Here is a 23,465-nt window from a genome sequence, read left to right on the forward strand (position 1 = left end):
ACGGTGTGGACGTCGTGGTGTGGGACAGCGACCCGGCCGTTCCGGTGGTGCGCGGCGCGGATCCCGGCAGGGTGGGCCATCACGGCCTGGAGATCATCAAGAGGGTCGCCGAGAAGCTGTTCGTGGAGCGGGAGCCGGTCGGCAAGCGCGTCATCGCCCGCCTCGCCCTGTCCGAGGCGCCGAACCCGGCGTAAGGGCCAGGCCCGGCGCCCGCCCGCGTGTATGTTTCCGTCCCAGCCCCCCCCGAAGCCCTGGTCGGGCCCATGCGAGGCACTGTCCTCCGCGATCCGGGTGTGGCCCCCGGCGACACCCTCTGAACCGTTCCTCCCGCAAGCGGGTGGAGACGGACGGGGTGGTGAGTACGGTACTGAAACAGCCGCTGGAGGGGAGCTTGTACGGCACGAGGCGGCCGTCCGGGTTCTCCCCGGGGCGACCGCCCCGTCGTGCTCTTCGCCGTGTGGCCTGCGTCAGCTCTTCAGCGCGTCCTCAAGGGTGGCGTGGCAGTCGATGACGGTGTCGGTTCCGGTCAGGACCAGGACGCGCCGGACGGCGTCCGTGGGAGTGGCGATGGACAGTCGGCTGTGTGCCCGGGCCATCTGCTGACTCGTCCTGAGCAGGACGTTGATGCCGCTGGAGTCGATGAAGGTCACGCTACTCATGTCGGCCACGACCGGCAGTGCCGACGCACCTTCGGGCAGCAGGGCCTCGCGCAGGACATCCTGCTCGTCGTAATCGATCTCCCCGCGCAGAGTGGTGATGCGGACACCGTCGACCACGCGGTGCTCCGCGGACAGCCGGGCGATCCGCTCCGCTTCGTCGTTGCTGGTCATGGTCTCCTCAACAGCGCATAAGCTGCTTTCCGACAAGGGCATGCGCGAACGATTCTGCCCCGCCTGATCGGGCCGGTTCCACCCGGACGGCGGTGTGGGAAGGCTTGCGGCACATGCGGATCGGGCTGGGCGGTAAACAGCCGCCGTGTGGGCGGGAACGAGGACGAAGCCGGTGGAACCCCGTGGCGACAGTGATAGCGGCGCGCAGCCCTTTTCGGACGGGTATCTGATGCGCGCCGGCTATGCGCTCGACGGCGACGGCACCCGCATCGCCGACGCCCGCCACCACGCCACCGCCTTCCTGGACAAGGCCCGCGCCGCGCACGACCTGACCCTCTCGGAACGCGCACGCGACCTGACCGTCCTGGTGGTCAGCGAACTGGTCACCAACGCCTGCAAGTACGCCCCCGGCCCCGTCCTGATGGAACTGCGCATCAGCACGGAGAGCGTGGAGGTCGTGGTGTGGGACAGCGACCCGGTCGTCCCCGCGGTTCTGTCCGCGGACCCGAGCCGGGTCGGCCGGCACGGCATGGAGATCGTCAAAGCCGTCACCACGGACCTGCTCATCGAGCAGGAGCCGGTCGGCAAGCGCATCACCGCCCGCATCGTCCTGAGTGACGACCCCAGCCCGGCGTAGAAGACACCGCACACCCGGCACCCGGCAAGACGGCCACCCGGACCTTGCCGGGAAGCCGCCCTTCGTGCTCCGCAGGCAGTCCTGCGATCCGCTCCGTCTTCGGACGTGGAGGGAGAGCGGTGAGCGCCGGTCCTTCCCGACCCGGCGGAGTTCCTCCTCTCCTGCCCCGGGATGCGCGGCGGCCCGGCCGGGGCTGGGCGGAATTTCCTCGGCGACTGACCAGGAGGGCGCAGCGTGCCCTCTGGGATGAGGTCGTCGTTTCACCGGGCGTCGGACACAGATGCGGTACGAAGGAGGAGCGGTGATCCCGGAGGAGCTGCGGTACACCGAGAAGCACGCGTGGGTGCTGAGGACCGGCGAGGAGAGGGTGCGGGTCGGGATCACCGACGACGCCCAGGAGCGACTCGGGGCTATCGTCTCCGTCCAGCTCCCCCGGGTGGGAGACGTGCTCACCGCGGGTCAGCGCATGGGGCAGGTGAAGTCCACGCAGGCAGCCTTCGACGTCTACGCCCCGCTCGCCGGGAAGGTCGTCGCGGTCAACGACGAACTCGCGGCGACCCCTGGGGAGATCAACGAAGACCCCTACGGCCTGGGCTGGCTCGTGGAGATCGACCTGACCGACGTCGGCGAGCTGGACAACCTCCTCGACCCGGCGGCGTACCAGGAACTCGCCAGCCAGGGCTGAACAGCCCTCCGCCACGGCGCCCCGCACCAGCCTGGAACAGCGAGGGTCGGCCACCCGGGAATCCCGGACGGCCGACTCTTTTCGCCTGCCCGGCCCCTACCCCGAGGCCGGTGTTCCAGCGCCGGAAGGAGATACGGGTGTAGCCGCTGCGGTCCTCCTCGGCGACGGGGAGCCGGCCGACGGCGTCCTCCAGCGGCAGCACCTCCGGAACAGGCACCGCCGCCGTGGTCGCGATTGCGGCCGCGGCGGCGGTGGGGGAGGAGAGGATGAGCGGGGTCACGGCGAGGCAGAACGCGGCAGCGCCGCGCAGCAGGTTGGTGATCACGCCCGTAGGCATGGCGGACCCAGGCCCGCGAACACGCCGGGCCCGGGGTGCTCATCGACCGCGCAGAGCGCCGGAGTCCGGCGGAGAAACGCTCCGCCTTGCCGTACTCGGGTTCACCCACGAGGACGAGACCGTGCGAGGCCGCTCTTCACCGGCAGGTGAGGAGCGCGTACGGCAAGAGGCTGACGTGGAGGCCTTCTCGGTCACGCCGAGGGTCTCGGAGATCGCGGGCATCGACTCGTCCTGCTTACGGGCAAGTGCCCGAACGGCCTTTGGACCGTGACGGTCGCTTCGAGCTCGCCACGGGCTCTTCGCATCGCCGCGAACATGTGCGCCAGATCTTCCCGAGGCCATGACCGGTCGACTCCGGTGGCAGGAGTGTGGTTCCGGTCGGCTGTTGTCGGCCTGCGCCTGTGATGGACCGGATACGGCAGGGCCAGGTTTGTGCGCGGAGAGAACAGTGCGGGTGCGCTGTGAGGCGAGTGTTGCTCCTGTGGATCTGTAGCTTCTGCAGACAGGGGAGCTTGTCGGTGATGACTGGCTCCGCACACCATTCTGAGGGAGCGAATCATGGGTTCTCCGGCGCAGGCATTCGGTTTCGGCATGCCGTGGGAGTCGTTGTACGGGTACAGCCAGGCCATCCGGGCCGGTGACACCGTTTACATCTCCGGGCAGCTGTCCCACGACTCCCACGGCGACTTCGTGGGCGCGGACGACTTCGAGCTTCAGGTCAGCACCACGCTGGGAAACCTGGACCGGGTACTGAAGCAGTTCGGGGCCGAGCGGAGCCAGGTCGTGGAGACCACGGTGCTGGTGAGGAACCTGCGGGAGAACTTCGATACGACAGCACGCCTTCACGCCGAGTACTTCGGGCGACACCGGCCCACCAGCACGGTCATGGGCGTCTCCGATCTGGCCCTGCCGGACCAGCTCGTGGAGATCGGCGCGCTCGTGCGTCTCGATGTGAAGCCGTAGGGGGAGTCCGGCTGGATTACTTCCCGGCTTCACCGGACCCCCATGCTCGTTCCGCTCGCTCCGGCACGTTCCGCCTGGTTTCCGTAAGGTCGAAGGGGCCGGGGCAGCGTACGCAGAACCCCTCGGAACACCGAGCTGAGACAGGACAGGCACCAGGCCGTTCTTCCACCGCCGGCCCGTCCGGCCGGTCAGCGCCAGGTGAGGTGTTCGTAGTGCAGGAGGCGGGCGCGGGCGGCCTTCTCCGTCGTGCCGAGGGCTTCGGCGACCGCGTCCATATCCGGAAAAGCGGCGTCGCAAAGCCGACGTGTTGCTGGTGACACAGCCGTGCCCATCATCCTGCCGACCCCTATCGCGTTCGACAACGGCCAGGATCGGGCGGAGGTTGAACGACAAGCTCAGATGGTGTGCCGTAGCGCGGCTTCGACGGCGTCGGTCAGTGGATCTCCAGCGGATCGTGGGTGGCGTGCGAGGCCGAGTTCGACGTCCGGCAGGCCGGGCAGGGCGGCCGTGTCGTGGCATGCCATGGCCTGTTCGAGGTTGGTGGGCATGAGGGCCGCCACACCGAGTCCGGCCCGGATGGCGGCGAGTACGCCGACCAGGCTGTTGCTTTCGAACGCCACCCGCCAGGGTCGGTCGGCGCGTTCCAGGGACTGCAGTACGGACGTGCGCCAGAAGCACGGGTGGGAGAACAGCACCACCGGCAGTGGATCAGCGGCCACGTCCACGCCGGGGCCGATCGCCCAGACCAGCGGACGCCGTACGGTCCAGCGCGGCGGTCCGGGGAGGGCCGGCACCTCATCGAGCACAAGCTGGATGCGGTCCGTGTCGAAGGCCTCCCTCGTCGCGGTGTCGGACATGCTGAGCACCTCCAGGGTGGCGCCGGGGTGCAGCCGGGCGAGGTCGGCGAGGGCTTGCGGCAGATGGGATGCAGCGAGGTCTTCGAGGAGCCCTACGCCGCAGCGACCGGTGAGCGTGCGGCCGGTTGCGGTGAGTGCCTGCGCCGAGAGCGACAGAATTCGTTCGGCGTACGGCAGGAGCTCCTCGCCTGCCCGGGTCGGCGAAACGCCGGAAGGGGACCGGTGCAGCACCGGGCGGCCGACGGCCCTCTCAAGCTTGCGTATCTGCTGGCTGATTGCGGGCTGGGAATGCCCGAGCAGGGTTGCGGCGCGACTGATGCTCCCCGCCTGCACGACCGTGACGAAGGCCCGCAGCAGGGTGGTCTCAAGATCTCTCGCTATAACAACTCATTATGTCCAGCAGAGCAGATGAGCCTCTACCTGTGGGCCGGTGGTGGGTCTAGCGTCCCGCAGGTGATCCGATACCGACAGATTCTCGTCGTGCCAGGAATGGCAGCGCTGTTGGGCGTCTCCTTTGTCGCCCGTACCGCCGTCACGGCGACCGTGATGGCACTCACGATGTACGTCGTGCTGGGCCTGCACATGAGCTATACGGCGGCCGGCGGCGTATCGGCGGCTCTGACCATCGGGCTGGCGCTGAGCGGACCGCTGCTCGGTCGCCTGATCGACCGACGGGGTCTGCGCCGCGTGCTGGGGGTGACCGTTGCCGTGCAGGCCGGGGTCTGGCTGAGCGTGCCGTTCCTGCCGTACACAGCCCTGCTGGGTGCCGCCTTCGTGGCGGGACTGCTGATGGTGCCGGCCCAGCAGGTGGCCAGACAGGCGATCGCCGCGAGCACGACGCCGGCACAACGCCGGGCCGCGTTCGCGCTGGAGTCGGTACAGGGCGAGCTGTCGTACCTCGTGGGCCCGGCGGCCGTGATCCTGTGCGCCACGAAGGCGAGCCCCGGCGCGGTGGCGTGGGGACTGGGGACCCTGATCGTGGTCGGCGGGACCGGGATGGCCCTGCTGAACCCGCCACTGCGGGCAGAGGACGAGGCGGAGGCCGAACGGCCCCCGCGACGGGAGTGGCTGGACGTCGGCATGGTTGCCGTGCTGACGATGGCGTTCGGTACGACGATGCTGCTCAGCGGCGTCGACATAGCCGTCATCGCCACGCTCGAGGAAGCGGGACAGGCCCCCTGGGCCGCCGTGGTCATTGCCGTGCTCGGTGCGGGCTCCGTGACCGGCGGGCTCGTCTACGGTGCGTTGTCACGGCCTCTGCCCACCTGGTTCCTGCTCGGCTTGCTCGGGCTCGTGACGCTTCCCATCGGGCTCGTCCGCGAATGGCCGTGGTTGTGTGTGGCGGTCCTCGGCACAGGGCTTCTTGCCGCCCCCGCCCTTTCCGCGCTGGCCGACACGGTGACCCGACTGGCCCCGGCCGGTGTGCGAGGTGAGGCAACAGGTCTGCAATCCTCCGCTCAGAGTGCGGGTTTCGCCCTCGGGTCCCCGATCGCCGGAGTGGCGGTCGACGTGTCCGTTCCGGCGAGCGGCTTCGCCGTGGCCGGGCTCATCGGCCTGGCCACCGCGATGACCGGATACCTCCTGTGCCGCCGCAGGCCGTCGCCGTGGGCACCCGCTTCGATCCGCCACGATCCGACGAAGACGACAGATGCCGGCGTCCTGTGATCGGTGAGCCAGGTGCGTAACGGCCGCGGCACGTCAGCACATCGAAGTCCGTGCAAGGGGCGACATGGGCTGGACAGCCCGGCCGGCTACTCCCGCTTACTGATCGTTTCAGAATGAGGTGCGCAGGCGGCGGAGGCACGTAAGGCTGCAGACCGGTTCAAGCAGGCCCTGATGAAGATCGGCGCGTCGCTCGTAGCGGATGCGGAGCCGTTTGAACCGGTGCAGCCAGGTGAAGGCGCGCTCGACCACCCGGCGCACCTTGCCGAGACCGGAACCGTGGGCGACGCCGCGTCGGGCGATCAGCGGTTCGATGCCGCGCTTCCACAGTAGTCGGCGGTACTTGTCGAAGTCGTAGCCCCGGCCGGCATACAAACGGCGCGGCTTGCGGCGCGGGCGTCCCCGAATCGACGGGACGGCGTCCAGCAGCGGCAGCAGTTGGACGACGTCGTGTCGGTTGCCGCCGGTGAGCGTGACGGCGAGAGCGGTTCCATGTCGGTCGACGATCAGGTGGTGCTTGGAGCCGGGCCGGGCGCGGTCGACGGGTGAGGGCCGACGTGATCCCCCTTTTCAGGGCCCGGACGTGCGATCCGCCCACGGAACAGTCGTCCAGGTCCAGCAGGCCGGCGCGGCGAAGTTCGGTCAGCAGGGCGGCATGCAGGCGTGGCCGGACTCCAACCTCGGTCCGGTTCCGCATCCGGCGCCAGGCCGTCACCCCGGAGCAGCCCACCGTCTCCGTGTGGACATCACGCCGTGCAACGCCGGTCCGCAGCACATACATGATGCCGGCGAGTGCCACCCGGTCGGGAACCCCAAGCCGCCCGGGGGGGCGACGTCTCCGTTCGGGAGTGGGCGGCAGAGTGGGGTCACCCGTTCCCACAGGTCGTCAGGAACAAGCTCAGCACGCACTCCGGCCACCCTGCCGACCGGGATCGTCGAGCACAGGACTCGCAGCTCAACTCATTCGCAAGCGATCAGTTGGTGCGGTGTCCGGGGCAGCCGCACCGCTACAGTGCGCCGAATCGCGCCTGAGCTTGCCGTTCGTAACAGAGCGGGACATTGGCCGAACGACGAACTCGTCCAACGCACCTTGGGTCAACGGAGCGCTGCGTCAGCTTCCCGGGGCAGGGAGCCGTGCTGGTGAGAATCCGCGCGTGACGCACGGTGGAGCGGGCGGTCATACTGACCCGCGGAATTCCAACGGGGAAGTGCGGCACAGGGGGTGGAGCGTGGACGGCGTGGACCTGCCGGAGCGCATCGGCGACTACACCGTGGAGCGTGAGCTGGGGTCGGGCGGCATGGGGACGGTGTACCTGGCACGGTCCCGGGGCGGACGTACCGTGGCCGTCAAGGTGGCCCGACCCGAGCTGGCCGCCGATCCGCACTTCCGCGCCCGGTTCCGTGCTGAGGTCGACGCCGCACGCAGGGTCGGCGGGTTCCATACGGCGCAGGTCGTCGACGCTGATCCAGACGCACCGGCTCCCTGGCTGGCGACCGCCTACGTCGCGGGGCCGACGCTGTCGGGGCTGCTCGCCGAACGGGGGCCAATGGACGAGGCCGGACTGCGGTTGCTCGGCGCGGCGTTGTCGGAGGCGCTGAAGGCCATCCATGACTGCGGCCTTGTCCACCGTGACCTCAAGCCGGGCAACATCATCATGGCCGACGACGGTCCGCGCGTGCTCGATTTCGGTATCGCACGGGCCCTGGAGTCGACCCGGCTGACCTCGACCGGCGCGGCCTTCGGCACACCCGGCTTCCTGGCTCCCGAGCAGGCTCAGGGTCTCGACGTCGGCGGCGCCGCCGACGTGTTCTCGCTGGGCGCGGTGCTGGTCGCGGCGGCTGGTGGGCAGGCGTTCGGGGAGGGCACCCCGATGATGCTGATGTACCGGGCCGTGCATGAGCCGGCGGACTTGTCCGCCCTGCCCGAGGGCCTCCGCCCGCTGGTTGCCTGCTGTCTGGCCAAGGACCCGGCGCAAAGACCGACTGCCAAAAGACTGCTGGACCTCCTTGCCCCTCCCACCGCCGGGGCGCGGGCGGCTGACGAGCCTGCCTACCCGCCGACGCTGGTGCCCCCGGCCGCTCCGCCCACGCCGACAGCCGCGTCGGCCGCGGCACCGACCGCCAGCAGCATCGCCGACGCTCCCACGGCTACTGCGGCCCCGCACGCCGAGCCCCGAGGCGCTGAGCCCCCGCCGGGGTTCCCGCAGCAATCGGACCTGACCCCGGAGGCGAAGAACGCACCGGCGGGGGGAAACCCCACCGGACGGGCCGCCGCCGTTGTGACCGTAGCCCTGCTCGTGCTCGGCGGCGTCGGCTACGGCATCTACGCGGCTGCAGGGCCGGGCTCGGATGCCTCCTTCCCGAAGGCCACGCACGAACTCGTCATTCCCGAGTCGATGGTGGACGGCGCGTACTCGCGCGACATCGAGGGCCGCCTCCCCGCGGACCCGCAGCCGGACAGCAAAGACCGTAAGAGATCGACGCACTACATCGCCGACTACACCCGCACCAGTGCCGGCAGCGGGAAGGGGGGCGCCTTCCGCACGGTGCATGTGTACGGCTCGTCCGGACGGTACAAGGACCCGGAGGGAGATCGGGACGGCCTGATAGGAGCCATGACCGTCACGGGTAGCGAGACCGTCAGCGATCCGCCTAGAACGATCCGCGTTCCTGGCTCGGACGTCGATTTCCGCTGCACGACGGTGGACAATAAAACCGTATGTGGCTGGGGCGACGACAACACCACCGTCGCGATCGCGTTCACTCCGACCGGCTCACTTGAAGCGGCCGCAGCGGAGACTCGCAAGATACGCGACAACATACGTAAGCCGATTACTCAACAGCCCTGACTGATCGCCTGCAGCATCATCTGCCTCCGGCGCCCTCGTGGATCATTTTGAAACGATCAGTCAGGAGCCGACCGAGGTCACTCTGCGAACTCATCGGACACCGTCTAGGACTTGCCTGATCCTGGTCCGTCGATCGGACTTCGGGAATCGCGACCGATTGGGTTCGGCCGCAAGGATCCGGCGATGTCGGCCGCCGCGTGGGCGTAGGTGCGGACCAGGGGCCGCGTGTCGTCCGCGCGCCAGGCGAGGGCAAGGCGGCTGGGGGTGAGGCCGTCGACGGGCCGGGTCACGACGCCGTCCCGGGCGAGGAGTGGGGCGTTGCCGGACGCGACCAAGCAGATGCCGAGGCCGCCGACGAGCGCCTCGTACGTCTCGTCGGTGCCGGCGATCACCCCGCCGATGACCGGTGGGCAGCCGTTTCGGCAGTCCAGGGCCAGCCAGTGGTCGCGTAGTTCGGGCCCGGAGTCCGGCAGGGCGAGGAAGGGCTCGTCAAGCAGGTCTGCGAAGTCCAGGCGCGTGCGGGCGGCCAGTGGGTGCGTCTCCGGAAGAGCGACGAGCCGGGGTTCGGTGGCCACGACGACCCGGTGGAAGCGCTCCGCGTCGGCCAGCGGCAGCCAGACGAACGCCACGTCGCTGGAGCCGTCGGCGAGTCCGGCTGTCGGGTCCTCCCAGCCGACCTGTCGCAGTTTGAGGACGGCCTCCGGGTGGGTGGCCGTGAAGCGGGAGCGGATCGCGGGCAGCAGTCCGCCGCGCCCGGGACTGGTGCTCATGCCGACGACGAGGGTGCCGTCCGCGGCCTCACGCGCCCGCTGCACCGCCTCGTGGCCGGCTTCCCAGGCGGCGAGCACTGCGCGGGCGTGCGGCAGCAGGGCCGTACCGACAGCGGTGAGGGACACGCCCTGCGGGTCGCGGTCGAAGAGGGGCGCGCCGAGCTGACGTTCCAGGGCCCGTATTTGCTTGCTGAGCGCTGGCTGCGAGACGTACAGCCGTTCGGCGGCCCGGGTGAAGTGGAGCTCCTCCGCAACGGTGAGGAAGGAACGCAGTTCGCGCCCGTGGACATCTGTGATCGTCATGCCCATGGGTTATCACGAGAGGTCTTGGACGTCCAAAGCCCTTGTGCGGCAGCCTTGTTGTGTCGTTGGAAAAGACACGAAGAGGGAGTACGGGTATGAGCAGGGTCTGGCTGGTCACGGGCGCCAACAGCGGTTTCGGCCGCGCCTTCACCGAGGCGGCGGTCGCCGTCGGGGACGTCGTGGTCGCCACGGCCCGCCGCGTCGAGTCGCTGGCGGACCTGGTCGCCGCCCACCCCGACCAGGTGGACCCGGTCGCCCTGGACGTGACCGACACCGCCGCGATCGACCGGGTCGTCGCGGAGGTCGCCGCAAGGCACGGCCGCATCGACGTCCTGGTCAACAACGCGGGCCGCACACACGTCGGTTCGGTCGAGGAGACGGCCGACGCCGAACTACGCGCTCTTTTCGACGTGCACGTCTTCGGCCCTGCCGCCCTCGTCCGGGCCGTACTGCCGCACATGCGGGCTCGGCGCTCGGGCGCAATCGTGCAGCTCAGCAGCGTCGGCGGACAGATGTCGATGGCTGGCTTCGGCGCGTACAGCGCGACCAAGTTCGCCTTGGAGGGGATGTCCGAGGCGCTCGCTGCCGAGGTACGTCCGCTGGGCATCGACGTCCTGATCGTGGAACCCGGTGCCTTTCGCACGAGCCTTTTCGGCAACCACAGCCTGAGCGCGGAGGGGATCGCGGACTACGCGGACACGGTCGGTGCAACCCGCGCGCACGTGGAGGGCGGGGGCGGCACCCAGGCGGGTGATCCGGCGAAGGCCGCCGCGGCGGTCCTGGCGGCGCTCGACGCGAAGGAGACCCCACTGCGGCTCGCGCTGGGGGATGATGCGATCGACACCATCCGGGGCCACCTGGAGCAGGTGCGGGGGGACCTCGCGGCCTGGGAAGAGGTCGGCCGGGACACCAAACTGTCCTGACCGGTCGGCCTCTCCGTACTCTTCTGCAGGGAACGCGCCGGAGGTACGTGCGGATCGCGCGGGGAGGGTACGCGTGGTTGGTCAGGACAGCATCGGGCTCGGCAGACGGGCTCGGCAGACGGTCGATCCCCTCGATACGGCCCGGCCAATGCCGTCAGCGCCGTCGGCCGCCGCCAGGGGCACCGAGGGGATCCGTTCCAGGTGCTGTTCACGGACCGGACCGGACCGGTCGACCGGACCGGACCGGTCGGTAACGGCGGCCTGGTCCGGTCCCATGCCGCATCAGTGGGCCTTTTCCAACCTGTCGGCGGTGGCCGCGTGTTGTGACCGGGCACTTCGTTGCCGACTGCGTCCGGACGAAGCCAGCCACGTTGGAATCAACTGGGTGATCGATCCCGATCATGACAGGATGACGGTTCAGGGCAGGGGAGGCGGGACGTCATGGGGCTGGACTACAGCTATGAGATCTTCATGCCCTCTCGGAACGTTGCGAGAGCGCTGACCCGGCTGGCCGAGCTCACCCCCAGGGCCGCGAGACGCTGCCGCTTCCGGTGACCCTGCCGGGCGGGGAGCAGGTGATCGTGCCGTTCACCTCGAAGTTCAAGAGCGAACCGGTCGACTGTTCGGCAGGCGGTTCGCTCGAACTGGACACCTCGATCGCCGTCGGCGTCGACGACGCGGTGCGCGAGTTCCTCCCCATCCGGGCGCCCTTCCGCGGCCGTCGCCTCAAGCGGTGGCAGCGCCGCCACAACAGCACACACGCCGAGATCCGCTGCCTCGGCGAGCAGGCCATGGCCACCCCGAAGGGCTGGCGTCTCCTGCGGAAGCTCCGCTGCGGCACCCACCGCATCACAGCGACTGTCCAGGCCGTCCTCGTCGTTCACCACGCGTCAGCGTGAGGTTGGAAAAGGCTCAGTATCCTCCCTCAGTGCCCTGGGTGCGGCGCCCGTCGCCGCCTCTCGACACCCGCACCATCGGAGCAGTCTGGTGTCGGGCCTGGAGCCGGCCTGGTCGGCGAGACGTCGCTAGACGCCGGACGGGCCGCTCTCGAGGGCCGCCGGGAGCACGACCCGGATGCCGAACTCGTAGGTGCCCGTCGCCCCGGCGATGGCGATGAAGAGGTCGGCGAAGAGTTCCTGGCCCCGGGCCGTGCTGATGCCGCCGAGGTCGAGGACCGCTTCCTCGGACCAGCCCAGATCGGCGAGCAGGCCCCGCACCGCCTTCTTCGCGTCCGCGTCCTCACCGGAGAGGAACACGTTGCTCGGCCCGTCGAGGGAGTCCGGCCCGACCATCACACCCCGGTCGACGGTCGAGAACGTCTTCACCACGCGCGTGTCCGGGAACGCGCGCTGGATCTCCTCGCCGAGACTGACGACCGGGTGGGACGGCGCCCCGTCCTCCCGGAAGCCGACGGCGACGTCCAGCAGGACCTTTCCGGCGAGTGCGGGAGCGCCGATGCTGTCGAGCAGGGCCATCGAGGCCGTGCCCGGGGTGGCGTTCACCAGCACGTCGGCGTGCTCGGCCGCCGCCGACGGGTCCTCGACCCGTACGCCCTCCGCGACGACCTCGTCCAGCTCCGCGAGGAGTGCCGGGTCCCGCGGCCGTCGTGAACCGAGGACCACGTCATGGCCGGCCCGCGACCACGCCGACGCAAGTGTCCTGCCCACATGTCCTGTACCGAGGATTCCTATACGCATGCGGATCATCCTGCCGCCGCAGGCCCGTCCGCACCTCGGCCCGAAGCCCCCACCGCCCTCGTTCTCCCGTCCTAGGCCGGACGCCTCGTCCGTGCCGGAGAGGGGGTCGGTGGTACGGGGGTGCGCGGGGCCGGAACGAGGTCAGACCCTCCTCAGGCGGTGGCCGATGCGGTGGTGATCCGGTCCGCGTACACCCGGTACGCCTTCCGCCCGGCCGGGGCGGCTCCCTCGGCGGCGAGACCGGCGCACAGGTCGAGTGCGGCCTGGTGAACGGAGAGCGGCGCCATGACCCGTACCGAGTAGCCCTGGCCCCGCCGGACCGTCCGCCCGGCGGCGAAAGTCTCGCGCACCGTCTGGTCCTCGGTGTCCGCAGCTGCTCGGCGGTGAGGCCGGGCACGTCCAGTGCGAGGCTCGCGTCGGCGGCCACGGCCTGCTCCTCGCCCACGTCGGCAAGACCGGTGTCGGCGAGCAGTGCGGACAGGTCCTCGGGGACCTTGCGGGCGCCGGCGCCATCGAGGGCGCGGCGGGCCGCGTCCGCGAGGCGCACGACGTCCCCGACCGCGGCCTCGTCCAGGAGCCGGATGAAGCCGGGGCGCTTGAGCGGGTGCAGGCGGCTGGAGGTCGCCGGGTCCTCGTAGGCGGGAGCGTCGGCGGCGAGGTACTCGGCGAGGTGGTGCTTCTGGCGGAGGTCGGTCTGCTTGTCCGCCGAGTGCTCAGGTAGAGCCGGGCGGTCACGAGGGTCGTCCTCTCGCAGAGCCGGGCCGCGACGGCTGCGGCGTTCAACGGTGCCCTAAGGGCCGTCCCGTAACTCAGGGCGTAGGCCGGCGCGCCACCACAGGCAGATCCGTTTGTCCGGTTGCACCCCGACTCGCGGCCTCATGCCGAGGCAGCGGGTCCTGGTGTGGGTGGTGCTGTGGCGGCGCTTCCACCGCTTGGGGCGCCGGCCTCGAAACGGTACGCGGACGGGGTTGCCGGCGCCTTGGTACGCCTTGTCCGCCCAGCACCTGAGGCCTGCTTCGGCGAGGACTTCGGCGATCCCGTGGTGTCGCGCGGCGGTCAGGTCTTCGAGGGCTCCCGTCCTCGCGGTAGCGGCGAGCGCGACGGGCTGGGGGCCGGGCACGGTGACTCGCTCGCCTGCCCGGGCCACTGGGATCCGGTCCCGGTGCATACGCTCCGCGGCGACCTCGTTCGCCGTGTCCCAGCCGTCCTCCTGGTCGAGGACCTCGATCCCGTACTCGTTCAGAGTCCGTTCGTCGAGCTGCGCCACCACCTCGTCCCAGAGCGCAAGGAAGTCCGCGAACGCTTCCTGCCGCTGTCCGCGAAGTCATCGCTCGTGCTCGACCTTCGCCTGGTCGCGCACCTGTCGGCGTCCGGCCCACACACCGATGAAGCTGCTGGCCACAGCCACGGTCCCTGCCGCTCCGGCCGCTACGACAGCCGCCACCCCCTGGTCCATGAGGTCATCCTGCCCGGCTCCTGCGACAGGCGGTCTCCGGCTACGCCGTCTCACTGAGGAGTTCCCGTGCCATGACGATCCCGGTAGCGGACCTGGGGCTGCAGGGCAGTCCCCGTGACTTTTCCGGAAGGCCGGCGGCGCCGGGCGGGGTTGGGCAGGACGGGTCTCCCGCCCGCTGGACGTCGATGACGACCGCACGCCGCCGTCCAGCCGCACAACGCTCCAGATCCCCAGGAATCGTAGGTCCCTTTCGGCACCACCAAACCCGAACGTACCCATCGCAGCCATCCTGAATTTCTCAAACAATCAACACCGGACCAAAACGTCTCAACCTTCCTACGTCGCCGCCCTTTCCGAGCTGAGCTTCCCTCAGAGTGCTTGTCTCGAAGGGGTAACGAGAAGGGGGGCAGTGTGTGGGGGTCGTGAGGGCATGGTGTGAGGTTTCCCAGGTCAGCACCCTTCGCATAGAGGATCGCGCACCACGTGAACCACTCCATATCCCGGTCCGGCGGCGCCTCGGCGCCGTCGGACCGGCGCTCGGGCGGACGGCTCCGCGCCGTCGCCGCCCTGGCCGTCGCCGCTCTCGCGGCTCAGACGGCCGTGGCCGCTCAGCGGCCGCCGTCCCCGAGAGCACCCCCGCCGCCGTCATGCCGGCCTTCGGTGCCGCCGAGGCCCAGGAGTCTTCCACCGCGCACCTGTTGGCGCGGCTCCAGAAGCGCGAGATCGAGATCCTCGACGAGCGCACCGACTCCACCAGCTCGTACGCGCTGCCGGACGGCAGCACGTCGGTGCGCTCGTACACCGGTCCCATCCGGGTCAAGGACGCGGCCGGCCGCTGGCAGCCCATCGACACCTCGCTCGTGGACACGGGCACGGCCGTCAGGCCCAAGCGGGCCGCGGCCGACGTGACGCTTTCCGACGGCGGCTCCGGCGAGCCCCTGGTCGAGGTGGCCCGCGGCACGCAGTCGCTCGGCATCGGCTGGGCGGGCGAGCTGCCCGCGCCCGAACTGAGCGGCTCGACCGCCACGTACAAGGGTGCCGTCCAGGGCGGCGACCTCGTCGTCACCGCCCTCAAGGAGGGCTTCTCCCACTCCGTCGTCCTCCACGAGAAGCCCAAGGGCCCGGTGGAATACCGGATTCCGGTCGAGGCGAGCGGCCTGACCCTGAAGGAGACCGCCGACAAGCGGCTGCGCTGGGACGACGCCCGGAACAAGGCGAAGGCCACCGCCCCCGCCCCGGTCATGTGGGACTCCTCCTATGACCGTGCCTCCGGCGACGCCCGGCACATCGCCGCCGTCGACGTACAGGTCGAGAAGGGCAAGGACGGCGAGGGCCAGGTCCTGGTCCTCAAGCCGGACACGAAGTTCCTCGCGGACCCGAACCTCGTCTACCCGGTGACGATCGACCCGACCGACTCGCTGATGGGTCCGGTCACCGACACCTGGATCCAGTACGACGACTACCTGACCTCCCAGCGCGGCTCGACCGAACTCAAGGCGGGTACGTACAACGGCGCCGAGAAGGCCCGTTCCTTCCTGCAGTTCAACGCGGACAAGTACAAGGGCAAGGTGATCACGGACACCGATCTGCGCCTGTACTCGTCCTACTCGTCCACCTGCACCACCACGAACTCGGGCAACGAGGTCCGCCGGATTACCGGCGCCTGGGACCCCTCGGCGATCTCCTGGTCCAACCAGCCGGCCACCACCACCGCGGGCGCCGTGGTGAACAAGGCCGCCAAGGGCTACAGCACGAGCTGCCCGGCCGGTCACGTGTCGTGGGACATCGACGCCATCGTCCAGGCCTGGGCCGACGGGCAGCCGAACCACGGCGTGCGGCTCGCCGCCGTGGACGAGACCGACGTGCTGACCTGGCGCCGTTACCACTCGGCCAACCAGACCGACGGCTCCCACAACGCCGCGTACGAGCCGTCCCTCACCGTCACGTACAACACCAAGCCGGGCGCCGCGACGCCGCTCTCCCCGCTGTCGGGCACGTCGACCAACGACACCACGCCGACTCTGACGGGCAAGGCCACCGACGCCGACGGCAACACCGTCCAGCTCACGTACGAGATCTGGACCCCGACCGGCACCGCCGCCGTGCAGACGGGCAAGTCGGCCTTCGTCGCCTCCGGCGCCAACGCGCCGTGGACGGCCGCGACCGCGCTGGCGCCCGGCAGCTACAAGTGGCGCGCCGCGGTCCACGACGGCACCAGCTGGAACGGCACCTGGTCCGCCTGGCAGACCTTCACGGTCGACACCGCCAAGCCGGCCGTCACCGCCGTTTCCTCGGCCGACTTCCCGGCCGGGCAGTGGTCCGGCACGCCGAACGCCGACGGCGACTTCACCGGCTCCTTCAGCTTCACCCCGCCCGCCGCCGACGTGAAGGACGTCCAGTACCGGCTCGACTCCGGAGCCTGGATCACCGCCGCCACCACGGGCGCGGCGGTCTCCAGGTCCCTCGTGTTCAAGGCGGGCGCGCACACCCTGACCGCGCACACCCGTGACGCGGCGGGCAACGTGTCGGCCGACACCGTGTACTCCTTCTCCGCAGGCAAGGGCGCGGCCCTGGTCTCCCCGGCCGAGGGCGACCGCCCGGCCCGCCGGGTGACGCTGGCGTCCGAGGGCCGCACCACCTACACGGGCGTGCGCTACCAGTACCGGCACGGCGAGGCCGACGCCTGGAAGGACGTGCCCGTCGCCGACGTGCGCCGTTCCCTCGACGGCGCCACGGTCGGCGCCTGGCCGCTCGCCGTGACCGGCGGGAAGCCGGCGTCCCTGTACTGGAACATCACCGCCACCCTGGCCAACGACGGCCCCGTGGACATCCGCGCGGTGTTCGGCGGAGGCACCACCACCGACGCCTCCCCCGAGGCCGAGGTCGTCGTCGACCGCAACGCGGGCGAGGCGCCGACCGCACAGGTCGGCCCCGGTTCGGTGAACCTGCTGACCGGTGACTACAAGCTGAGCGCCAAGGACGTCCAGGCGTTCGACGTGGCGGTCAACCGCGCCGCCTCCTCGCGCGCCAACCCCGACGACTCGGAGGGGCAGTCGGCCATCTTCGGTCCCGGTTGGGTCTCCTCCGTCAGCGCCGAGACCTCTGGCAGCGGCTACACGCAGCTGCGGAAGACGTCGGCGACCTCCGTGGAGATCCTCGACGCCGACGGCGGTTCCACCGCCTTCACCGCCAAGGCGGGCGGCGGCTGGGAACCCGAGGCGGGGGCCGGCACGCTGACCCTGACCGGCTCGCTCACCGGTGACACCTTCACCCTGAAGGACACCGACGCGACGGTCACCGTCTTCGCGAAGGCGGGTACGGGCGCCACCACCTGGACGCTCGCGACCTCCGCCGCCGCCGTGGACGACTCGACGGTCGCCGTCGTCTCCGAGACCGTCACCCAGAACTCCGCGACGGTCGTCCGTCCGAGGTACCTCATCTCCCCCACCGAGGCCGTCCCGGCCGCGACCTGCCAGGCCGCGCCGTCCACCAAGGGCTGCCGGGTCGTCGAGTTCGTCTACGCGACGGCCACCACGGCCACCGGCTGGTCGACGGCCGCCGACTTCGGTGACATCGCGGGCCAGGTCAAGGAGATCAAGCTGTGGGCCACCGACCCCGGTGCCGCCTCCGCCCGGGACGAAGTCCTCTCCCGCTACCGCTACGACAAGTCCGGGCGGCTGCGCCAGCAGTGGAACCCGCACTACTCGCAGGCCACGCAGGTCCAGTACTCGTACGACGCGGCCGGCCGTGTCTTCTGGATGATGCCGGGCACCGAGCAGCCGTGGAACTTCCACTACGGCAAGGCCGGTTCGTCCCTCACCACCGGTGAGGGCATGCTCCTCAAGGTGACCCGCCCGACCCTGAAGCAGGGCACGGTCGGCACCGCGGAGTCCACCGCGACCAGCACCGTCGTCTACGACGTCCCGCTGACCGGCGCAGCCGCGCCGCGCACGATGGACCGGGCCACGGTCGGCGCCTGGGCGCAGAACGAGGTCCCCACCGACGCGACGGCCGTCTTCCCCGCCGACTCCGTTCCGGCCTCCTCCACCGGAGCCGACCTCGCCGCAGGCGGTTACGGCCGCGCCTCGGTCACCTACATCGACGCCAACGGGCGCGAGACGAACACGGCCACACCCGGCGGCGGTCTGACCACCACCGAGTACGACGCCTTCGGCAACGAGGTGTCCTCGCTGTCCGCCGCCAACCGCGACCTCGCCCTCGGCACCGGTCCGGACGCGGCCGACCGGCTCTCCGCCCTCGGCATCGCGGGCCTGAGCACCGCCGAGCGGGCCGAGCGGCTCTCCGCCTCCACGGTGTACTCCACCGACGGCCAGCGGGTGCTGCACTCCTACGGCCCCCTCCACCTGGTCTCCCTCGCGGGACCGGTCGCGGCCTCCGGCGCCAACCCGGGCCTGCCGGCCGGCGCGCTCGTCCCCGCCCGCGAGCACATGGCCAACAAGCACGACGAGGGCCGTCCGGCCGACGCCGCCGTGTCCGGTCTGCCCACCTCCTCGGTCACGGGCGCCTCGATCGAGGGCTACCCCCAGGACGCCGACACCCGGACCACGGTCACCACCTACAACTGGACCACCGGCGAGGACCTGCTCACCCGGGACGCCGATGGCAACCAGCTGAGCAACACCCGTTCCACGTACCGCGCGGACGGCAAGCTGGCCACCACCAGTCTCCCCGCCTCGAACGGCACCGACGCCGGCACCCTGACCTATACGTACTGGACCGCCGGCGGCACCGGAGCGTGCGCCGGACGCCCGGAATGGGCCGGCCTGCTGTGCCGGACCGAGCCCGCGGGCAAGGTCACGGGCGGCACGCCCGCCGACGCGCCCACCACCGCGTACACGTACAACCGCTGGGGCGGCGTGGCCACCACCACCCGCACCGCCAACGGCGCCACGCTGACCAGCACCGTCGTCTACGACGACGCCGGCCGGCGCGCCCGGACGAGCTCGACCGGCGGTCCGGGCACGCCCGTGCCGGAGACCGTGTTCACCTACGACCCGGAGACCGGGAAGACGACGGGCCAGACGTCCGGCGGGAAAACGATCTCCTACCGGTACGACACCCTCGGCCGTCTCGTCTCGTACCAGGACGGGGCGGGGAATACCGCCACCACCGAGTACGACCTGCTGGACCGGCCGGTGAAGTCGGCCGACTCCACCGGGGCCGGCACCACCTACGGATACGACGCCGCAGGCCGGCTGGCCACGCTCACCGACTCCGCAGCGGGCACCTTCACGGCCGGCTACGACGCCGACGGCCGGCTGGTCACCCAGGCGATGCCGGGCGGCTACCGGCTGAAGGTGACCACCGACCCGGCCGACCGGACGACGGCCCGCGAGTACACCGACGCCGCCGGCACCACCGTCCTCGCCGACATCGCCGAGCACCGCGTCAACGGCCGCATGGCCGGCCACAGCCAGACCGACGGCACCGGCGTCTCCACCGACCTCGTCTACGACGCGGCCGGACGGCTGACCGGCGCCACCGACACCTCCGCGGCAGGGTGCGCGGCCCGCGCCTACGGCTTCGACGCCAACAGCAACCGGACGTCGAAGTCCACGACCCGGGACGACTGCGACGCGGCCACCGCGGACGCGGCCGTCACCACCGAGTCGTACACGTACGACAGCGCGGACCGGCTGACCGGCTCCGGCCGGACGTACGACGCCTTCGGCCGTGCCACCACCGACGGCACCGCCACGCTGGAGTACTTCACCGGTGACCTGCTGCGGTCGGAGACCGTCGGCACGCAGCGCCGCGTCTGGGACCTCGACGCCGCGAGCCGGCCCGCCGTGGCCACGACCTGGACCCAGGGGCAGGACGGCGTGTGGAACGCCGTCGGAACCGTCACCCAGCACTTCGGCGACGACTCCTCGAACCCCGACTGGGCGGCGCACTCCGACGGCACGGTCACCCGTTTCGTCAACGACCTCGCCGGCGGACTCGGCGCGATCACCGGCCCCGGCGGCGGCGTCGTGCTCCAGCTGGCCAACCTGCACGGGGACATCGCGGTCCAGCTCGACCTGACCACCCCCGCCGGCACGTCGGTCCAGCACTACGACGAGTACGGGCTCCCGACCGAGGACACCCGCGCGGCCGGCTACGGCTGGCTCGGCTCCACCCAGGTCTCCAGCGAGACCCTCAGCGGCCGGGTCCTGACCGGCGCACGCGTCTACGACCCCGCCACCGGCCGCTTCCTCCAGGCCGACCCGAAATACGCGGGCGGCAAGAACGCCTACGTCTACTGCGGCGGCGACCCGGTCGGCTGCAGCGACACCAGCGGCCTTGCCGACTATTACCGCTACTACGACCTGGGCAAGACCGGCGCGTCGGACAAGTCCGTCTTCAATTACTGGAAGAGCCACTTCAAGGACGTCTTCCCGATCCCCGGCCGCCCGAACAAGATCACCCGGGAAGGACAGGACTTCACCCTCCGGCCCGTCGTGCTCAGCTACTCGTGGTACTTCCCCGTGAACGTCAACAGCATCGGCAAGAGCTACCTCCAGCTCGGCGCCCGCTTCGGGCACCCCGACTGGCCCGGCGGCTGGGTCGGCTTCGACCTCTACAAGAAGAAGGGCCGGATGAAACTGGAGATCCGCGGTCACCTCGGCGGTGGCGCGGCAGTCCTCGGCCGGAGTTTCAACGAGGCGATGGCGAAGAAGTACTGGGACAAGCTGGGCGGCAACCTGCGGAAGGTCGTCCGCGACAGGTTCTGACCCGGACCGGCCCGGAGAAGCCCCCACGGGGCACCCGGGCCGACTCCGCGGGGCAGATCCCCGCGCGGCTCGTCCACGGGCGAGACGCGCGGGGATCGCCCCGCGGGTGAGGCCCGCGGGTGAGCCCCCGGGTCGACATATCGATTGAACATGTTCAATAATGATGGCCGGTGGGTCCGCGTCCTGAACACGGGGCGCGGGCCCACCGTGCATCCGGCACCCGCGAGGAGGACCCATGAACTCCGGCCCCACCCCATCCACCGGCCGCAAGCGCCGCACCGGATGCGTCCTCGCGATCGGTTACACCGGCCTCGTCGCGGTCGCCGGACTCGTCCGCGCCTTCACCGGAGCCCGGCCCGACGGCTTCCTCGACCTCCTGCACCTGTCGACCTTCCCCGGCTCGGTCCTGGTCACCGTCGGGCTCCTGTACCCGCTCGCGCTCCTCGACACGGAGACCGACCCGGACCCGGACGCCACCGGCAATCCCTTCGCCTCCGCCGCCCTCGTCACCGCCGGCGCGGCCGTCAACGTCCTTCTGGTGTACGGCGCGGTCCGCCTGACCCGAACCCTGCGCCGCGCCCACCGCTGACCACCCCGGCCGACCCTCGGGCAGACGCGCCGGCCGAACGCCGCGGGGACGCGCGCCCTGCGTCCTGACAGCCAGCCCGGCCCTCTCAGCCCTCTCCGTCCATGCTGCGGCGGATGCGTCCCGCGCCCGATCGGCGACGGCCGCCACGGAACCGAGGGTCAGGTCGGCGGTCGCGCTCTCGACCCCGGGATGAGGGTGAGTGGGCGCCGCGGCCTCCGCCGCCCGAACCGCCCTGGCCATCACGGCCAGCCGGGCGGCCGAGGGTGTGGCGCAGAAGGGCGAAATCGTAGCGCTCTTCCGAACGCGCGTGGACGAGGACGGCGTTGCGCGGAGAGAGCAGGGCGGGCACGAAGCCGTGGCCGGAGGTCTCCGTGCCCTCCAGCGCGGCCGGCTTCTCCTTCGCCGCCTTCTCCTCGGCCAGGCGTTCCTCGACCACGTCCTCCCCGACCGCCGGGTCGCCGGCCCGGGCGTGCTCGTCCGTGGTGGTGTCCTTCGCCCGGGACATCACGCGCGCTCCTCTTCGACCGGGTGCGGTCCCTCGGTCTCCAGGCGGTAGTCCCGGCCGAACATCTCGCGGTGCTGGTCGATGACGCGGTCGCTGGGCGGCTTCTCGCCGTCGTGCAGGCTCTGTCGCATCCGCCCCTTGCCCCCCCGCCTCGGCGGAAGTGGGCGCCGGCCGCTCGCGTCACCGGGACCCGCTCGTGGCGCCCGGACCCCGTCGGCCATGCCAGGGTCCTGCCCCCACTTCCTATCGGTCTTCTTTACCGGAACGCCCTTCCTCGCCGCGTCGGGATGGTGCCGTTCGCCGTCTGATGCGGTTGTCGTACGCCAGCGGCCAGCACGCCACCGCGAACAGCGCGAGCACCAGCCCCTCCGGGTACCAGCCGTCGGCGAAGACGGCCAGCAACACCGGTACCACCACCATGGGTCCTCCCACGGCCGCCACCCAGAGTCTTCCCCGCCCGGCCGCTGCCCCGGCGATCAGGCCCACCGCGAGGAACACGGCGACGCTGCCGCACAACAGGCGGTGGGTCCCCGGCGGCAGTGGGCCCTCGGCGTGTTTCATGGCCCCGCCGAGCGAAGCCGCGAGCGCCGCCAGGGACCCCGTCGCCACGCAGTGCAGCGGCAGGGCGAATCGCGGTGCCGGCACCCCGGAGCCCAGGAGCGGCACCCCGCAGGAGCGACGCACCGACAGCGACCACAGAACGAGCAGCAGCAGGAACGAGCCGACGGCGAGCACGGCCAGGCGCCGGTCCCACTCCGCCTCTGACGCCGCCTCGACTCCCTGGGCGACGCCCTCGCCCAGGACGATCAGGGTGAAGAGCCCCAGGCGTTCGTCCAGATGGCGCGGATCGAAGCGCGCCGCCACCGGTGCTGTCCCGTCCCGCCGCTTCTGCTCTTCGCGGTGCTCCCCCCATTCCTTCCGGGCGTGGGCCAGCATCCGGTTGCGTGAAACCGCGAACGTGAGGCCGAGGTCGACGGCGAGCCCGGCCGCCCAGAGCCAGTAGCGGCCGGTCCCCTCGACCCGTAGCGACACCAGCCAGGGCAGGACGCCGACGGTCAGCTGGGCCGCCGGCCAGTCCGCCAGGACCTCACCGCGCCCCCGCCACACCCGCGAGGCGACGACCCGTACCAGCACGTAGGCGAGGGCGAAGGTCCGAGCGTGTTCCCCGCGCACCTCCGGCACCGCCGCCGCCATCACGGCGAGCCCGAACATGCCCATGAGGACGGTCCTGGTGTGGACCGTGCCGGCCGCGACGTTCCCGTACGTCGTGAAGCACATCCACGCCGTCCAGAAGGCCAGGTACAGCACGCAGTACAGGGCGAGGTCACCGGCCGGGGGCGCGTCGTGCAGCAGGTGCGCCAGCTGGGCCACACCCGCCACCGCGACCAGGTCGAAGAACAGCTCCAGCCAGGAGGCGTGTCGCGCGGACTCCATGGAAGTCCCCGCGCCGGGCCTGATGGGGCCCGCGGGCGGGACGGGTACGTTCTCGGAACTCATACTCGCGAACATCGGCCGGAAGGCGCCTCGACTTCACCCCGGCCGTCCCGGATGCCACCCTGACAGGGGCCGGGTCCTGGAACGCCCCGGCCCGCGACAGGCCGGCCCGCGACGCTTGTTCCGGGCCGGACCAGGAACCGGCGGTTCCGTGAACCGCACCCCGCTCAGTGA

At 70.9% G+C, this 23,465-nt stretch carries 16 protein-coding genes and 4 pseudogenes; 10 read left to right on the top strand and 10 right to left on the bottom strand.

What is annotated here, in order from left to right; translation table 11 throughout:
• A pseudogene (locus OO47_RS28955) lies at nucleotides 1-194 on the top strand (ATP-binding protein); the annotation flags it as partial.
• A gap of 273 nt (nucleotides 195-467) precedes the next feature.
• Here the strand turns inward: OO47_RS28955 and OO47_RS28960 are convergent.
• Entirely contained in the window at nucleotides 468-830 is a 363-nt protein-coding gene (locus OO47_RS28960) for an STAS domain-containing protein (RefSeq protein WP_030221557.1), read from the bottom strand.
• A gap of 229 nt (nucleotides 831-1,059) precedes the next feature.
• Here OO47_RS28960 and OO47_RS28965 point away from each other — a divergent pair, with 229 nt between their 5' ends.
• The 3 genes from OO47_RS28965 (at nucleotide 1,060) to OO47_RS28975 (ending at nucleotide 3,452) form a co-directional block, all read left to right on the top strand.
• A complete protein-coding gene (locus OO47_RS28965; RefSeq protein ID WP_033210660.1) occupies nucleotides 1,060-1,467 on the top strand; it encodes an ATP-binding protein in 408 nt (135 codons plus the stop codon).
• 301 nt (nucleotides 1,468-1,768) lie between these two features.
• Entirely contained in the window at nucleotides 1,769-2,152 is a 384-nt protein-coding gene (gene gcvH / locus OO47_RS28970) for a glycine cleavage system protein GcvH (protein WP_234323330.1), read from the top strand.
• An 895-nt stretch (nucleotides 2,153-3,047) separates the two neighbouring features.
• Entirely contained in the window at nucleotides 3,048-3,452 is a 405-nt protein-coding gene (locus tag OO47_RS28975) for a RidA family protein (RefSeq protein WP_030221567.1), read from the top strand.
• A 395-nt stretch (nucleotides 3,453-3,847) separates the two neighbouring features.
• Here the strand turns inward: OO47_RS28975 and OO47_RS28980 are convergent, their stop codons facing one another.
• Nucleotides 3,848-4,690, bottom strand: coding sequence for a LysR family transcriptional regulator (locus OO47_RS28980; protein WP_030221571.1), 843 nt, complete (start codon nucleotides 4,688-4,690; stop codon nucleotides 3,848-3,850).
• Between the two features lie 72 nt (nucleotides 4,691-4,762).
• Here OO47_RS28980 and OO47_RS28985 point away from each other — a divergent pair, with 72 nt between their 5' ends.
• Nucleotides 4,763-5,974, top strand: coding sequence for an MFS transporter (locus tag OO47_RS28985; protein WP_030221574.1), 1,212 nt, complete (start codon nucleotides 4,763-4,765; stop codon nucleotides 5,972-5,974).
• A 108-nt stretch (nucleotides 5,975-6,082) separates the two neighbouring features.
• On the opposite strand, the pseudogene OO47_RS35620 reads toward OO47_RS28985, so the two are convergent.
• Nucleotides 6,083-6,880: pseudogene (locus OO47_RS35620) on the bottom strand (IS5 family transposase).
• Nucleotides 6,881-7,200: 320 nt separating this feature from the next.
• On the opposite strand from OO47_RS35620, the gene OO47_RS38205 reads away from it, so the two are divergent.
• Complete coding sequence (locus OO47_RS38205; protein WP_407696367.1) at nucleotides 7,201-8,820, top strand: serine/threonine-protein kinase; 1,620 nt, start codon at nucleotides 7,201-7,203, stop codon at nucleotides 8,818-8,820.
• A 104-nt stretch (nucleotides 8,821-8,924) separates the two neighbouring features.
• Here the strand turns inward: OO47_RS38205 and OO47_RS29000 are convergent, their stop codons facing one another.
• Nucleotides 8,925-9,899 carry a LysR family transcriptional regulator gene (locus OO47_RS29000; protein WP_078490012.1) on the bottom strand — a complete coding sequence of 325 codons (975 nt, stop codon included), beginning with the start codon at nucleotides 9,897-9,899 and terminating at the stop codon, nucleotides 8,925-8,927.
• Nucleotides 9,900-9,988: 89 nt separating this feature from the next.
• On the opposite strand from OO47_RS29000, the gene OO47_RS29005 reads away from it, so the two are divergent.
• Nucleotides 9,989-10,816, top strand: coding sequence for an oxidoreductase (locus tag OO47_RS29005; RefSeq protein WP_030221588.1), 828 nt, complete (start codon nucleotides 9,989-9,991; stop codon nucleotides 10,814-10,816).
• A gap of 698 nt (nucleotides 10,817-11,514) precedes the next feature.
• Nucleotides 11,515-11,715: pseudogene (locus OO47_RS29010) on the top strand (IS5/IS1182 family transposase); the annotation flags it as partial.
• Nucleotides 11,716-11,841: 126 nt separating this feature from the next.
• On the opposite strand, the gene OO47_RS29015 reads toward OO47_RS29010, so the two are convergent.
• From OO47_RS29015 to OO47_RS38210, 3 genes and pseudogenes are all read right to left on the bottom strand, one after another.
• A complete protein-coding gene (locus OO47_RS29015; RefSeq protein ID WP_033210672.1) occupies nucleotides 11,842-12,513 on the bottom strand; it encodes an NADPH-dependent F420 reductase in 672 nt (223 codons plus the stop codon).
• A gap of 152 nt (nucleotides 12,514-12,665) precedes the next feature.
• The gene (locus OO47_RS29020) at nucleotides 12,666-12,863 is read right to left on the bottom strand and encodes a hypothetical protein (protein ID WP_030221598.1); all 198 of its coding nucleotides are present in this window, start codon (nucleotides 12,861-12,863) and stop codon (nucleotides 12,666-12,668) included.
• A gap of 590 nt (nucleotides 12,864-13,453) precedes the next feature.
• Nucleotides 13,454-13,606: pseudogene (locus OO47_RS38210) on the bottom strand (IS5/IS1182 family transposase); the annotation flags it as partial.
• 1,010 nt (nucleotides 13,607-14,616) lie between these two features.
• Here OO47_RS38210 and OO47_RS29030 point away from each other — a divergent pair.
• Nucleotides 14,617-20,703: a DNRLRE domain-containing protein gene (locus OO47_RS29030; protein WP_234323332.1), complete on the top strand. Its 6,087-nt coding sequence runs from the start codon at nucleotides 14,617-14,619 to the stop codon at nucleotides 20,701-20,703.
• Nucleotides 20,704-20,938: 235 nt separating this feature from the next.
• Nucleotides 20,939-21,292 (top strand): hypothetical protein, encoded by a 354-nt coding sequence (locus OO47_RS29035; protein WP_051716346.1) that lies wholly within the window; start codon nucleotides 20,939-20,941, stop codon nucleotides 21,290-21,292.
• A gap of 85 nt (nucleotides 21,293-21,377) precedes the next feature.
• Here the strand turns inward: OO47_RS29035 and OO47_RS33650 are convergent, their stop codons facing one another.
• The 3 genes from OO47_RS33650 to OO47_RS29045 all read right to left on the bottom strand — a co-directional run bounded on the left by OO47_RS33650 (nucleotide 21,378) and on the right by OO47_RS29045 (nucleotide 23,231).
• Entirely contained in the window at nucleotides 21,378-21,797 is a 420-nt protein-coding gene (locus OO47_RS33650; protein WP_051716347.1) for a hypothetical protein, read from the bottom strand.
• Nucleotides 21,797-21,928 (bottom strand): hypothetical protein, encoded by a 132-nt coding sequence (locus OO47_RS38525; RefSeq protein WP_267883725.1) that lies wholly within the window; start codon nucleotides 21,926-21,928, stop codon nucleotides 21,797-21,799. The genes OO47_RS33650 and OO47_RS38525 overlap by 1 nt, the downstream gene beginning before the upstream one ends.
• Nucleotides 21,929-22,040: 112 nt before the next feature.
• On the bottom strand, nucleotides 22,041-23,231 hold the full coding sequence (locus OO47_RS29045; protein ID WP_051716348.1) for a low temperature requirement protein A: 1,191 nt from the start codon (nucleotides 23,229-23,231) through the stop codon (nucleotides 22,041-22,043).
• Nucleotides 23,232-23,465: the final 234 nt, after the last annotated feature.

It is taken from the genome of Streptomyces bikiniensis (assembly GCF_000716625.1).
Classification (GTDB): Bacteria; Actinomycetota; Actinomycetes; order Streptomycetales; family Streptomycetaceae; genus Streptomyces; species Streptomyces bikiniensis.